11 protein-coding genes are annotated in these 13,378 nt (G+C 74.5%); 8 read left to right on the top strand and 3 right to left on the bottom strand.

Annotation, left to right across the window (positions count from 1 at the left end; translation table 11 throughout):
* Positions 1-20: 20 nt before the first annotated feature.
* A complete protein-coding gene (locus ACF073_RS00750) occupies positions 21-980 on the bottom strand; it encodes an ABC transporter substrate-binding protein (RefSeq protein ID WP_392065551.1) in 960 nt (319 codons plus the stop codon).
* A gap of 547 nt (positions 981-1,527) precedes the next feature.
* On the opposite strand from ACF073_RS00750, the gene ACF073_RS00745 reads away from it, so the two are divergent.
* From ACF073_RS00745 to ACF073_RS00735, 3 genes are all read left to right on the top strand, one after another.
* Entirely contained in the window at positions 1,528-2,751 is a 1,224-nt protein-coding gene (locus tag ACF073_RS00745; RefSeq protein WP_392065549.1) for an NADP-dependent malic enzyme, read from the top strand.
* Between the two features lie 199 nt (positions 2,752-2,950).
* Positions 2,951-3,916 (top strand): zinc-binding dehydrogenase, encoded by a 966-nt coding sequence (locus ACF073_RS00740; RefSeq protein ID WP_392065547.1) that lies wholly within the window; start codon positions 2,951-2,953, stop codon positions 3,914-3,916.
* 114 nt (positions 3,917-4,030) lie between these two features.
* A complete protein-coding gene (locus ACF073_RS00735; RefSeq protein ID WP_392065546.1) occupies positions 4,031-4,240 on the top strand; it encodes a helix-turn-helix domain-containing protein in 210 nt (69 codons plus the stop codon).
* 165 nt (positions 4,241-4,405) lie between these two features.
* Here the strand turns inward: ACF073_RS00735 and ACF073_RS00730 are convergent, their stop codons facing one another.
* Together ACF073_RS00730 and ACF073_RS00725 are read right to left on the bottom strand one after the other, a co-directional pair.
* Complete coding sequence (locus ACF073_RS00730; protein ID WP_392065544.1) at positions 4,406-5,467, bottom strand: PadR family transcriptional regulator; 1,062 nt, start codon at positions 5,465-5,467, stop codon at positions 4,406-4,408.
* A gap of 1 nt (position 5,468) precedes the next feature.
* Positions 5,469-6,395 (bottom strand): DUF4097 domain-containing protein, encoded by a 927-nt coding sequence (locus ACF073_RS00725; protein ID WP_392065542.1) that lies wholly within the window; start codon positions 6,393-6,395, stop codon positions 5,469-5,471.
* A gap of 159 nt (positions 6,396-6,554) precedes the next feature.
* Between ACF073_RS00725 and ACF073_RS00720 the strand changes: the two genes are divergently transcribed.
* The 5 genes from ACF073_RS00720 to ACF073_RS00700 all read left to right on the top strand — a co-directional run bounded on the left by ACF073_RS00720 (position 6,555) and on the right by ACF073_RS00700 (position 12,880).
* Positions 6,555-6,737, top strand: coding sequence for a DUF6104 family protein (locus ACF073_RS00720; RefSeq protein ID WP_018571400.1), 183 nt, complete (start codon positions 6,555-6,557; stop codon positions 6,735-6,737).
* A gap of 134 nt (positions 6,738-6,871) precedes the next feature.
* Complete coding sequence (locus ACF073_RS00715) at positions 6,872-7,282, top strand: CU044_2847 family protein (protein WP_392065541.1); 411 nt, start codon at positions 6,872-6,874, stop codon at positions 7,280-7,282.
* Positions 7,279-9,666, top strand: coding sequence for a trypsin-like peptidase domain-containing protein (locus tag ACF073_RS00710; protein WP_392065540.1), 2,388 nt, complete (start codon positions 7,279-7,281; stop codon positions 9,664-9,666). The genes ACF073_RS00715 and ACF073_RS00710 overlap by 4 nt, the downstream gene beginning before the upstream one ends.
* Positions 9,667-9,852: 186 nt before the next feature.
* On the top strand, positions 9,853-10,866 hold the full coding sequence (locus ACF073_RS00705) for an AAA family ATPase (protein ID WP_392065538.1): 1,014 nt from the start codon (positions 9,853-9,855) through the stop codon (positions 10,864-10,866).
* Positions 10,867-10,873: 7 nt separating this feature from the next.
* Positions 10,874-12,880 carry an SAV_2336 N-terminal domain-related protein gene (locus ACF073_RS00700; RefSeq protein ID WP_392065536.1) on the top strand — a complete coding sequence of 669 codons (2,007 nt, stop codon included), beginning with the start codon at positions 10,874-10,876 and terminating at the stop codon, positions 12,878-12,880.
* The last annotated feature ends 498 nt before the right edge of the window (positions 12,881-13,378 follow it).

The raw sequence follows: 13,378 nt of genomic DNA, 5'->3' as shown, positions 1-13,378 counted from the left end.
CCGCTGCAGCCGGTCGCGGGTCACTTGCCGCCGTTGATCGCGGACACCTTGACGGCGCCGTCCTGGGCGCCCCACTTCTCGAGGATCTTCTCGTACTCGCCGCTCTGGATCACCGCGTCCAGCGCGGCCTTGAGCGCGTCCCGCAGCTGGGCGTCGTCCTTGGCGACCGCGATGCCGTACGGGGCGGCCTCGACCTGGTCGCCGACGATCTGGAAGTCCTTGCCGCCGCCGGAGGTCTTCACCGCGTACGCGGCGACCGGGAAGTCGGAGGAGGCCGCGTCCACACCGCCCGAGCGGAGGCGGGTCTGGGACTGCTGGTCGTCGTCGAAGGCCTCGATGGCGAGCTTCTTGCCGCCCGGACACTTCTTGGCCTCCTGCTTGGCCAGGTCCTCCGAGACGGTGCCGCGCTCCACGGCGAGCTTCTTCCCGCACAGGTCCGACCAGCTGGTGATGCCCTCGGTGTCGCCCTTGCGCGTATAGATCGAGACACCGGCGGTCAGGTAGTCGACGAAGTCGACGCCCTCGCCGACCTTCTTGCCCGTGTCGGGGTCGACGCCCTCCTGGCGGTTCTTGTTGTCCGTCATCGCCGACATCGCGATGTCGTAGCGGCCCGAGCGCAGGCCCGTGAGCAGGGCGTCGAAGGTGCCGTTCTCGAACTCGAACGTCACCCCGAGCTGCTTGCCCATGGCCGCGGCGAGGTCCGGGTCCAGGCCGACGGCCTTGCCGGAGCCGTCCTTGAACTCCACCGGGGCGTACGCGATGTCCGAGCCGACCTTGATCTTGCCCTTGCTGCGGATGTCCTGGGGGAGCTTGTCGGCGAGCGGGGCGCTGCTGACGGACGCGCCGCCGGAGTCCTTGTTCTTGTCCTTGGTCTGGTCACCGCAGCCGGTGAGCAGCAGCGCGCCTGCGACCGCGATCGCACCGACCGCGGCCAGAGGGGAGCGCGCGGCGGTGGTACGAGGGGTGGAGCTTGCGGTCATCGTGGTTCCTCCGGCGGATGGGAAGAGGTGCCGATGGGTCGACGGAAACACACACCTTCGGGTGTCGCGACCTCGTGGGTTTACGGCATCTTGCCATTCGGACTACGCCATTCAGGGGCGTCGCAATGTCAAAATCGGATAACGGGTGGCCCCCGAACCGCATCGAGTCGGTACATCCTTGGTCCATAGCCGCCGAACTATCTTCGGGAATCCAGCACTCCGGCCGGAAAATCTTTCGCGTGTCTCACGATGCGGTCAGCCGCACGTGCGCGTTTTCGCGCCATTCCGGCTCCGTCGGACGCGTGTCACCTCCGCGTCGCCTCCCGGTTCCGCGATGTGACCTTGCGCCTATTGGACTCGTCGCGGGCACCGTCCGTCCGGTAAGAAGGTTCTTTACACCCCTCATCCGGGGCTCAGGGCACGTGTGCGGCGTGCCCGTCGCGTATGAGCTCGTACGTATCCGCAATCGAGCCGTACGCGGTGCCCGCCCACCCCTCACCAGGAGTGGTCGACCCTCAAACCATGTATAGCTAAGGGGTAAGACAAAGTGGCAGCGGAGATCGTCAATCCTCGCAGCGACGGCGGTACGGACCAGGACGGAGGGGCCGAGCCCCTCGATTCCTTCGATCCGGCGTTCGCGTTGCACCGTGGCGGCAAGATGGCTGTGCAAGCCACCGTGCCGGTCCGCGACAAGGACGACCTTTCCCTCGCGTACACGCCCGGCGTCGCGCGCGTGTGCACCGCGATCGCGGAACAGCCGGAGCTGGTCAACGACTACACGTGGAAGTCCAACGTGGTCGCCGTCGTGACCGACGGAACGGCCGTGCTCGGGCTCGGGGACATCGGTCCCCAGGCCTCCCTCCCGGTGATGGAGGGCAAAGCGATCCTGTTCAAGCAGTTCGGCGGCGTCGACGCGGTCCCGATCGCCCTCGACTGCACCGACGTGGACGACATCATCGAGACCGTCGTCCGGCTCGCTCCCTCGTTCGGCGGAGTGAACCTGGAGGACATCTCGGCGCCCCGGTGCTTCGAGATCGAGCGCCGCCTCCAGGAGCGCCTCGACATCCCGGTCTTCCACGACGACCAGCACGGTACGGCCGTCGTGACGCTCGCGGCGCTGCGGAACGCGGCGCGGCTGAGCGGGCGCGAGATCGGGCAGCTGCGGGCCGTCATCTCGGGCGCCGGCGCTGCCGGTGTCGCCATCGCCAAGATGCTGGTCGAGGCCGGCATCGGGGATGTCGCGGTGGCGGACCGCCGGGGCGTCGTGTCGGCCGACCGGACGGACCTGACCCCGGTCAAGCGCGAGGTCGCCGGCTTCACGAACAAGGCCGGCCTCAGCGGTTCGCTGGAGGACGCCCTCGCGGGCGCGGACGTCTTCATCGGCGTCTCCGGCGGTACGGTCGCGGAGGAGGCCGTCGCCTCGATGGCCGAGGGCGCCTTCGTGTTCGCGATGGCCAACCCGAACCCCGAGGTGCACCCGGACGTCGCGCACAAGTACGCGGCGGTCGTGGCCACCGGGCGTTCGGACTTCCCGAACCAGATCAACAACGTGCTGGCCTTCCCCGGGATCTTCGCGGGCGCGCTCCAGGTGCGGGCCACGCGGATCACGGAGGGGATGAAGATCGCCGCCGCGGAGGCGCTGGCCGCCGTGGTCGGGGACGACCTCGCCGCCGACTACGTCATTCCGTCGCCGTTCGACGAGCGGGTCGCTCCCGCCGTGACCGCCGCGGTCGCGGCCGCCGCTCGCGCCGCGGGCGTCGCGCGTCGCTGACGTTGCGCCGAATGGCCCCGCCCGTCCGGGCGGGGCCTTTTCGCTTTTGTGTCCGCCGGACGGGCGACGGCGGGATGCTCCCCGGGGCGTGGGCACGGGGCTGTGCCGCGGGGACGGCCGCCGCCGTGGTGCGCAAGAGGGCATGTGTCACAGGCGGGCCTGGTTCCGCAGGCCGCGCCGCGCACCTAGGGTCGGCTGCATGTTCGCCGTCTACGCCGCCCGAATCGACCGCGACCAGCCGCTCACCGGCCTTGAGTTGGGGGAGCGTCCGGCTCCCGAGGCCCGTCCCGGCTGGAGCACCATCACCGTGCGGGCCGCCTCCCTCAACCATCATGACCTCTGGTCCCTGCGGGGCGTCGGCCTGCCGGAGGACCGGCTGCCGATGATCCTCGGCTGCGACGCCGCCGGCGTCGACGCCGACGGCAACGAGGTCGTCCTGCACTCCGTCATCGGCCAGTCCGGCCACGGTGTCGGCCCCGACGAGCCGCGCTCCATCCTCACCGAGCGCTACCAGGGCACGTTCGCCGAACAGGTCGCGGTGCCGTCCTGGAACGTCCTGCCCAAGCCGAAGGGGCTGTCCTTCGCCGAGGCCGCCTGTCTGCCGACCGCCTGGCTGACGGCGTACCGCATGCTGTTCACCAATGCCGGGGTGCGCCCCGGTGACTCGGTCCTGGTGCAGGGCGCGGGCGGCGGTGTCGCCACGGCCGCGATCATTCTCGGCAAGGCCGCCGGGCTGCGGGTCTTCGCCAGCAGCCGGGACGAGGCGAAGCGGAAGCGGGCCGTGGAGCTGGGGGCGGTCGAGGCGGTGGAGCCGGGGGCCCGGCTGCCGCAGCGGGTGGACGCCGTCATCGAGACCGTGGGCGCCGCCACCTGGTCCCACTCGGTGAAGTCGCTGCGGCCCGGCGGCACGCTCGTCATCTCCGGTGCCACCAGCGGGGACCGGCCCTCGCATGCCGAGCTGACCCGGATCTTCTTCCTGGAGCTGAAGGTGGTCGGCTCCACCATGGGCACCAAGGACGAGCTGGAGGATCTGCTCTCCTTCTGCGCCGCGACCGGTGTGCGGCCCGTCATCGACGAGGTGCTGCCGCTGGACCGGGCCCGCGAGGGCTTCGAGCGGCTCGCGTCCGGGGAGCAGTTCGGCAAGATCGTGCTCACCAACTCCTGAGGCTCGACGGGGTGGTGGGGCCGGAGGCGGGCCCGGGGTGCCGGGCCCGCCTTTCGCGCGGCGGGGTTGTCAACTTCGGTTGACGTGTAGGGGATGTCAACTTAGTTTGACGTCATGAGTGAGGCAACGGATCTCGCCGAGCGTGCCGGTGACCGTGATCCGCGGGTCGGTCTGCGGGCCGTGGCCGCGCTGCGCCGGCTGCTGGAGCAGCTGGAGGCGGTGCAGGTGCGCGGTGCGCGCGATCAGGGCTGGTCGTGGCAGGAGATCGCGGCGGAGCTGGGTGTCAGCAGGCAGGCCGTGCACAAGAAGTACGGGAGGCGTTGATGTTCGCGCGGTGTGCCGAGGACGCCCACGGGACTCCGCCCCGGACCCCGGGCCGTTGGCCCACCCCCCACCGCCCGGCGGGTTCGCCTGGAGGGTGACCCCCGTGGGCCCCGCCCCGCCCCCCGAGGCGGAGAGTGGCCCTCGTCCCGGAACCCGGCAGGATTGTCAGGGGTGGGGGGTGTGGAGTATCGCCGCGATGTGGGCCGCCGCCGTGGACAGATGGTGGCGGGCCTCGCTGAGCTGGGCGGGGGAGACGCCGCGGTCGCGGGCCGCGTCGCGGATGTCGTCGCGGAAGCGGTCCAGGAGGCGGTCCAGGTCACGGGCCGGGTCGCCGGCGGGGGCGTCGTGGGCCCAGGAGGGTTCGTACTCGGCGGGGAAGTCCTCCGTGGCGGCCGTGTAGTGCGGGTCCGCCGCGGGCGCCGGCGCGGGGCCGCCTTCGCCGGTGCGGCCGAAGCCCCACTCCCTGCCGAACTCCTTGCCGAAGTCCTTGCCGAACTCGCCGAACTCCTTGGCCAGTTCGGTCAGGCCCTCGCGGACGCCGGTCGGCCAGTCGCCGCGCGTGAAGTGGTCCTGCACGCGGTCCTGGACGTGCCGGGCGATGCGCTGCATCTCCTCCTGCGCCTGCGCCCGTGCCCGTGCCTGCGCCTCCTGGGCCTGGCGGCGGGCCCGCTGGGCCTCGTCGCGGGCCCGGCGGCTCTCGTCCTTGGCCCGCCGCGCCTGCTCCTTCCACTCCTGCTTGACCCGGCGCATCTCCTCCTTGGCGGCCTTCCACGCCTCCTTGTCGTTCACCCCGCCGTACTCCCCGGGGGGCGAGTCGGCCGCGGACGCCTTCGTGCCCCGGCGTGCCTCGGAAGCGGCGGCGCGCATCTCGCGGCGCAGATCGCCGGCCGCGCCGCGCACGTCGGCCCGGATCTCGGCGGCCAGTTCGGCCACCGACTCGCGGATCTCCAGCTCCAGGTCGGCCAGTTCACCGCTGCGGTCGGCCAGCTCGGCGCGGCCCGCGTCCGTGATGGCGTACACCTTGCGGCCGCCCTCGGTGGTGTGCCGGACCAGGCCCTCCGCCTCCAGCTTGGCCAGCCGCGGGTAGACCGTGCCGGCCGAGGGGGCGTAGAGGCCCTGGAAGCGTTCCTCCAGCAGTCTGATCACCTCGTAGCCGTGGCGCGGGGCCTCGTCCAGCAGCTTGAGCAGGTAGAGGCGGAGGCGGCCGTGGGCGAAGACGGGAGCCATGTCAGAGCACCTTCTTGTCGGTCGTGCCGTCGGCCGGGGCGCCGGTGGCGCCGGCGTCCTGGCCGGAGACGGAATTGTCTCCCGTGCCGGCCCGGGACGTGTCGGGGGTGTGCTCCTCCTCGTCCCGGGGCGGGCGGCGCAGCAGGGCGATCGAGCCGGAGACCGTGGTGGCGCGCAGCCTGCCCGTGCCCGCGCCGAGGCGGCCGGTGATCTTGTGGGCGCCCCACTGGCCGCGCACCCGCAGTCCGTCGAAGGCGTTGGAGATCGTGCCGCTCGCGGTGTTCGCCTCGACCTCCGCGTCCGCCGGGTGCGGCAGGCGGATGGCGATCTCGCCGGAGACGCTGGTGAGGCCGACGTCCGTGGGGCCCTCCGGGTCCAGGTCGACCATCATGGAGCCGCTGACGGTGTCCGCGCGGACGGACGGCCCGGAGCCCTCGACCACGGTCAGGTCGCCCGAGACCGAGTGGAACTTCAGATCGCCGGTGACCGCCTGGGCCTCCAGGCTCCCGGAGACAGTGTCCGCGCGGACCGGGCCCGAGACACCGACGAGGGTGGTGTCGCCGGTCACCCCCTTGATCACCGAAGGCCCGCGGATGCCGGAGACGACCGCGGCGGCGCCGACCACGCCCACCTCCACGCGGGTGTCGGCGGGGACCGCGAGGGAGACGACGACGCTGCGGCGCCAGCCCTTGTGGTCGAGCCACTTGAGGAAGCCCTTCCAGGGCAGGTCCTCATAGGCCACGGTGAGGGTGTCGCCGGTCTGGGTGACCACCAGGGGCGGGCCGTCGAGTTCCGAGACTTCCAGGCGGGCGGAACTCTCCTCCGTGCCCACGACGTTCACCGTGCCGTTGACGACGCGGACCCGGAGGTCGCGTACGGGGGTGTCGAAGGTCAGTTTCTGGGGTTCGGTGACGGACCACTCGGACATGGGACCTCCTCGGCCGCATACGGTCGCGACGCGCCATATCGCGTCCTCCCGCAAACACGATATATCGTGGATCCGGGAAGTCAAGACACTCTTTCGTGTGCGCATAGGCTGGTGGGGGTTGTCGGCAGGCTGGACGTATACGCAGGAGAGACGGGCCCTATGTACTTCACCGACCGCGGTATCGAGGAGTTGGAGAAGCGGCGTGGCGAGGAAGAGGTCACCTTCGAGTGGCTTGCCGAGCAGCTGCGTACGTTCGTGGATCTGAACCCGGACTTCGAGGTGCCCGTCGAGCGGCTGGCCACCTGGCTCGCCCGGCTCGACGACGACGAGGACGAGGAGTAGAGGAGTAGGCGAGGGGCGGAGGAGCAGGCGAGGGCGGCGAGCGGAGGGGGGCGGCCTCGCCGGCTCGTCGCTTTCCCTCCCCCTCTCCCTCCCCGGGAGTTAGCCTTCTCCTCCCATCGGCGAACGGGGGCGTCATGGCTGGCGGAGTCGCACGTGTACGTCTGGACGACGGGACCGTCGTCTGGGCCAGGATCAGCGCGGCCGACGAGGAGGCGCTGGACGAGGACGGCTATCGGGACACCGGGCTCGGCGACCGTGTCGTCGACATGGCGGAGGGGCTGGCCGGCACGGTCGGCGGTGTCGTGCGCTCCTTGCGCGCCGGTCTGGACGCGCCGACCCCGGTCGAGGTCTCCGTCAGCTTCGGAATCGAACTGACGGCGCAGTCCGGCAAGATCGTGAGCGCCATCGCGGAAGGCGGCGGCACCTCCTCCCTCAGCGTGTCCCTGACCTGGACCGAGCCGGCCGCGGTGGCGGGCGGCCCGGATCCCGCGCCGCCCGGCGGCGCCGCCGTACCGCCGCGTCCCCAGGCCCCCGGCGCCGTATGAGCGCCGTCGACGAGATGGTGCGCCCCTCCCTCGCGCGCATCGGCGCACCGGGTGACGGGTATGCAACGGACCGTGACCTGTACTGGGGGTCGGGGTTCTTCGTGGCCCCGGGCTGGCTGTTGACCTGCGCCCACGTCGTGGGGAAGGGGGGAGCCGCGGTGTGCCGAGGGGACAGCGCCCTGAGCGTGACCTGGGAGGAGCGCACCGCCGCCGGCGCCTGGGAGCCGCGCAGCGGCACCGGGACCGCCGCCGTCGTCGTGCCGCGGCCCGCCGGCGCGGGACCGGTCCGTGACCCCTGGCCCTTCCCCGACCTCGCGCTCGTCCGGGTCAGGGGCGCCGAGGACGTGCGCTGCCTGTGGCTCGGCGACCGGGAAGCGGGCCCGCGCACTCCGCTCGGGCTGTACGGCTGGTCGGTGCAGACCGGCGAACTGGGCATCCGGCACGGCAGCGCCGAACTCGCCGGATCCGACGCGCGCGCCCTGCTGCTCGCCGGCATCCTGCCGGTCGGCGGACTGTCCGGCGGGCCGGTGCTCGACCTGCGGCACGGGTCCGTCATCGGCGTCATCAAGGGCCGCCGCCGGGAGGAGGGTGTCGCCGTCCCGGTCACCGCGCTGTACGAACTGCTGGACGCGCGCGAGGCGCAACGCGTGGTGCGCGAGGTGCTGCGCGCGCACGACCTGCACCACGCGGGCCTCCCCGGCACCCCCTCGCCGTACCCCGACTGGACCGCCTTCCAGGCCGCCCTGCCCGGACAGGCGCCCGCCGTCTCCGGGATCACCGCCGAGCTGCGCACCCGCCTGTACGGCCATCTCGCCCACCTGCCGCCGCCGGCCGGGGCGGGCGAGGTCGTCCACCTCGTGGAGGACGTGAAGGCGCAGGTGCGCGGCGAGCGCCTGCGTTCGCTGGTGCTGCGGAACGTGCGGACCTGGCGCGAGGGCGCCGGGCTGCTGTACGGCCTGCGCACGCTGGAGCCGGGCGGCGGCGGCACGCTGGTCGACCTGGACGCCGTCCTGCTGTACGCGGCCCGGGTGGCCCGTACGGCAGCCCGGGAGCACGCCGGCGAGGTGGACGCGGAACGGCTGCGGGCGTTCACCGACTGGATCGCGGGGCAGGCCGCCGGGCACCGGCACTGGGCGGTCGGCGAGGCCATCCGCGCGCTGCTGGCCTCGGCCGGCGGACGGACCCCGCCGTTCGGCGGACCCGCCGGCGGCCTGCCCGGCGCCCCTCCCGACGGCCTGCCCGGCGGAGCGCCGGTGCCCAACGGCGCGGGCGCCGCCCCGCCACCGGCCGGGGCCGCGTGCGAGCACGCCGCCGCCGACGCGCCGTCCCCGGTCGGCCGCGTCAGCGCACCGTCGTACACCGAGCTCACCACGCCCGCCGGACCCGCCTCGGTCTCCGGACGCACCCTGCCCGCCCCCCGCGCCGTCCCCGCTCCCGAGGGGAGCCCCGCGGCGCGGCCGGCCGTCGCGCTCGCCTCCGACGCGCCCTCCGGCACCCGCACCGACGTCCTCGTGAAGGTCGGGCCGGCCACCTACGGCCGGCATCCCTGGAGCGTGCAGCTGCTCTACGACGGGCAGGACGTCACCCCCGTCGACGCGGACGACCGGGGCGTACGGGCCGAGGAGCTGGCCCGGGTGCTGCGCGAGCCGCTGGCCCGGGCGCTGAGCCAGGGCGACCACGGGGAGCACCTCGCCGCGATCGAGGTCTTCCTGCCCCGCAAGCTGTTCGACCTCCCGGTGGACGACTGGCAGTTGCTGGACGGCGAGGACACGGCCGGCGAGGGCGACGACGAGGACGACGACCTCGTGGACGAGCGGGCCCTGCCGCTCGGGATGCGGCGGACCGTCGTCGTCCGGGAGATCCGGCGCAACGGGCTGCCGCCCTCCCCGGAGTGGCGGCGGCGCTGGAAGGGCGCCCGGCAGGGACCCCTGGTGCCCGGGACGCTGCACGGCAGGCCCGCCGCCGAGGGGCATCCGCCGGGGGTCCCGGCCGGGGGCAAGTACCCGTACTACGGCGCCCTGTCGGCGATGGGTGATACCTCCGTGCCGGTCTACTGCGGTCCCGTCGGCAGCGGCGAGGGCTACGCGGCGATGCGTGACGCGCTGCGCTCCGGGCACTCGGTGGTGCTGTGGCGCCGCGACGGACATGACCATGACGAGTGCGGGGACTTCCAGCGGCAGGCCGCCGGTCTGCTGGGGCTCGCCGGGCACGCGGACGGGCTGCACGGCCCCGTCCGCGATCTGCGCATCCGCCTGGCCGACCCGGACACCGCCCGCGCGCACGGCCTGCGCGGGAAGGTCGCCGTGCTGATCGACCCGCCGGACCGGCCGCCCCGGGGCACGGAGACCATGCGGCCGCCGCCGCTGGCCGCGCCCGGCGGCTGACCCGCCGGTGGCCCGCCGCCCCCGGTGAACACCACGTCAACTCAGGTGAGTCGAGCGGGTGTTCACGAGGAGGCGAGAGGGGCACCGGACGCCGCGAACCCCGGCGGGCCCGGCCGGCGGGCGGTAGCCTCGTACGTCGGACGGCCGGGCCCGCTGCATGATCACCAGAGCCGGGAGGAGCCCGAGGTGAACGACTGGCGCATCTACCGCGGAGTGGGTCAGCCGCACGACGGCATGCGGCGGTTGCCGGCGCCGCCGCCCTGGCGTGACTTCGCCGCCTCCCGGGAGGACGCGGACGGCGGCACGGAGGACCCCAGCAGCGCCCGCAGGCTCGGGGTGCGCCGCCGGCTGGTCGAGAACTACGCGCCGCGCCCCGCCGAGGTGGACGCGGTCAACGCGGCCCTCTATCTGCGCCGGCCCCTGCTGGTGACGGGCAACCCGGGGACGGGCAAGTCGACCCTGGCCTACGCGGTCGCCCATGAACTCGGCCTGGGCAAGGTGCTGCGCTGGCCCGTCGTCAGCCGCACCACCCTCCAGGACGGCCTGTACCGGTACGACGCGATAGCCCGGCTCCAGGACGTCCAGCTGGAGCGTGCCCGCGGCGCCGACGGCGGTGCGGCCGCCACCGGGATCGGCTCCTACATCCGGCTCGGACCGCTCGGCACCGCGCTGCTGCCCGCCGAGCACCCCCGCGTGCTGCTCATCGACGAACTGGACAAGAGCGACCTCGACCTCCCCAACGACCTGCTGAACACCCTGGAGGAGGGCGAGTTCTCGATCCCCGAGCTGGAGCGGCTCGCGGACCGGGAACCCGTCGTGGAGGTGCTCACGCACGACGGCGACCGGGTCGCCGTGCACGGCGGGCGCATCGCGTGCGGCACGTTCCCGGTGATCGTGCTGACCTCCAACGGCGAACGCGACTTCCCCGCCCCGCTGCTGCGCCGCTGCGTCCAGCTGGAGCTCGACCCGCCCGGCGAGGAGCAGCTCACCGCGATGGTCGAGGCACACCTCGGCACGGACGGCGTCACCGCGGGCGCGGATCTGATCCGCAGGTTCCTGGAGCGCGAACCCGGCGAGGTGCTCGCCGCCGACCAGCTCCTGAACGCCCTGTTCCTCACCCAGCACGATCCGCACGCACAGGGCCTCACCCGGGAGCGGATCGCCGAGATGCTGATGCAACCGCTCGACCGTACGAGGTGAGAGGCGGATGCCGGGGATGCGCCTGGACGAGCTGATCGGCAAGCTGCGCCAGGGCGGGCTCCAGCCGACCGCCGAGGAGGTGGCGGACGCGCTCTGGCTGGCCCGCCGGCTGGGCGCGGCCCCGCCGGGCGACGGCGCGCAGCCGCCCGGCAGCCCCGCCCCCGGGGCCGGGCGGGGCGGCCCGGGCTCCCCGCCCGGCGCGGAGCGGACGGACGCCGAGCCCGGTGCCGCGGTCCCGGCCGGCCCCGGCACCCCGGCGCGGCCCCGCGCGCAGGCGCCCGCCCCGGCCGTCGCGCTGCACACCCCGGGCGGCGCCCCGCCGGGCGGCAGCGAGGCCGCCCCCGCCGCCTTCCCGGTCCGCGCCCCCGCGGCGGGCGCCCTGCCCGGACTGCTCGGCCTGCAGAAGGCGTTACGTCTCCTCGGCCGCTACCGCACGGCCTCCGTGCACGGCCGGGACGAGCGGATCGACGAGGCGGCCACCGCCGAACGGGCCGCCGCGAGCGGCATCCTCCTCCCGGTCACCCGGCCCGGCCGCCGCCGGCGCTGCGACGTCCAGCTGCTCATGGACACCGGGCCCGCCATGGCCGTCTGGGGCCGGCTCGTCGAGGAGCTGCGCCAGGCCTGCCAGCAGTCCGGCGCGTTCGCCTCCGTCCGCGTCCACCACCTGTACGCGGACGACTCCGGGACGCCCCTCGTCGGTACGACCGCCGGCCCCGGCCGGCACACCCGGCTGCGCCCCGCCGACGAGCTGCACGACCCCAGCGGGCGCCGGCTCACCTTCGTCATCAGCGACTGCGTGGGCCCTCTGTGGCAGAACGGCACGGCACAGCGCCTGCTGCACGGCTGGCCGCGCACCGCCCCGCTGGCCGTCGTGCAGCCGCTGCCGCCGCGGCTGTGGGGCCGCACCGCGCTGCCCGCCGAACCCGGACTGCTGATCCGTACCGGCGAGACGGGCGGGCGCCTCGACTTCCTGCCCGAGGACGAGCCGTGGGAGGAACCACCGCCGGGCGCCCGCCCCGTGCCGGTGCTCCAGCCCACCCCGGAGGCGTTCGAGACCTTCGCCCGGCTGCTCGCCGGCACCGGGCCCACCCGCGAGCACGCCTGGGCCGGCCTCGCCCACCCCGGTGCGGTGCCGAACGGCCCGGCCGCCGCCCCGCCGCGCGACGACGACGACGTGCTGCGCGCCTTCCGCGCCTCGGCCTCGCCCGGCGCCCTCTCGCTGGCCGTCTATCTCGCCGCGGCGCCCCTCACCCTGCCCGTGATGCAGCTGGTCCAGCGGGCCATGCTGCCCGACACCGGCCCCATGGAACTGGCCGAGGTGCTGCTCGGCGGACTGCTGCGGCAGCTGCCCGGCACCGAGGACGAGCCGTGCTTCGCCTACTCGCCGCGCATGCAGGACCTGCTCCTGCCCTCGACCAGGACACGGCCGGCCTGGTCCTCAAGCACTGCTCGGCCTACGTGGAACGGCACTTCGGCAAGGGCACCCGCAACTTCGCCGCCCTGGCCGCGGCCCGGCTCGCCGACCACGCCCCGGCCGCCGGCGCCGGGCGGCTCGCCGACGACGACGGCGGGGCCCGCGACGGCGGCGGGGTGCGGGCCGAGCTGTTCGCCCGCATCCCCGCGCGCGTGCTCCGCTTCTACCTGCCCGACCTGGTCACCCCCGACCCGCTGGCCGAGGCCGAGCGGCTGCTCGCCCGGTGGCAGCAGCTGGCCGACCCGGAGATGCTGCGCCGGGCCGGGGAACAGGCCCGCGTCGCCACGGCGGGCACCGGCACCGGGACCGCCCCCGACACCGGTCCGGGTCCCGCCGTACGGGCCCGCCTGGTCCTCGGCCGGGTGCTGCGCGCCGAGGCCGGTACGGCGGGCGCACGCGCGCAGGGGCGGCGTGCCGGGCTGCTGCGGGAAGCCGCGGCCGAACTCGACGCCGCCCACGCGGCGGCCCCCGCCGACAGCCGGGAGCGGGCCGAAGCGGCACTCGAACTGGCCGCCTGCCGACGGGAGATGTGGCTGCTGACGGCGGAGACGGCCCAGCTGACCGCGGCGCTGCGCACTCTGGACCCCGCCGTACCGCCCTGGCCCCGCGTCACCACGGCCGCCCGCACCTGGCACCCCGCCCCCGCCGGGCCCTGGGACGGCGGCGACGGCGGTACCGCGCCGCCCGTACGGGAGGACGGCGCCGACGGGACCGCCGCCGTGACCCGGGACGCGCCCTGGGAGGCGACGGCCCACCGGGCCCGGCTCCTGCTGCGCGGCCGGATCCTGCTCGACCTGCGGCACCCCGGCGCCGCCGTGCCCGAACTGCGCGAAGCCTGCGCGCTGTTGGCGCGGGAGCGGGCCTCGGACGCCGTACGCGGGCCCGCGCTGCTCGATCTCGCGCGGGCGCTGCGCGAGGCAGGCGCCGAGCACACCGAGACCCGGCGGGCGCTCCACGACGCCCGGCAGGCCGCCGGGGACGACCCCGGGCTGCTGCTGCCCTGCCTGGCCGCGCTGGCCGCGTTCCACGACGCGGCGG

The sequence above is a fragment of the Streptomyces sp. NPDC015171 genome (assembly GCF_043079545.1).
Taxonomy (GTDB): Bacteria; Actinomycetota; Actinomycetes; order Streptomycetales; family Streptomycetaceae; genus Streptomyces.
The sequence above is the reverse complement of the archived record's forward strand: the minus strand, read 5'-3'. Positions and strand labels throughout refer to the sequence as shown.

Excerpts from the sequence above, each read along its gene's own strand:
- ACF073_RS00750 (WP_392065551.1), bottom strand. The coding sequence starts at position 980 with ATGACCGCAAGCTCCACCCCTCGTACCACCGCCGCGCGCTCCCCTCTG.
- ACF073_RS00710 (WP_392065540.1), top strand. The coding sequence starts at position 7,279 with ATGAGCGCCGTCGACGAGATGGTGCGCCCCTCCCTCGCGCGCATCGGC.
- ACF073_RS00700 (WP_392065536.1), top strand. The coding sequence starts at position 10,874 with ATGCCGGGGATGCGCCTGGACGAGCTGATCGGCAAGCTGCGCCAGGGC.
- ACF073_RS00730 (WP_392065544.1), bottom strand. The coding sequence starts at position 5,467 with ATGGCTCCCGTCTTCGCCCACGGCCGCCTCCGCCTCTACCTGCTCAAG.
- ACF073_RS00725 (WP_392065542.1), bottom strand. The coding sequence starts at position 6,395 with ATGTCCGAGTGGTCCGTCACCGAACCCCAGAAACTGACCTTCGACACC.
- ACF073_RS00715 (WP_392065541.1), top strand. The coding sequence starts at position 6,872 with ATGGCTGGCGGAGTCGCACGTGTACGTCTGGACGACGGGACCGTCGTC.
- ACF073_RS00720 (WP_018571400.1), top strand. The coding sequence starts at position 6,555 with ATGTACTTCACCGACCGCGGTATCGAGGAGTTGGAGAAGCGGCGTGGC.
- ACF073_RS00740 (WP_392065547.1), top strand. The coding sequence starts at position 2,951 with ATGTTCGCCGTCTACGCCGCCCGAATCGACCGCGACCAGCCGCTCACC.
- ACF073_RS00735 (WP_392065546.1), top strand. The coding sequence starts at position 4,031 with ATGAGTGAGGCAACGGATCTCGCCGAGCGTGCCGGTGACCGTGATCCG.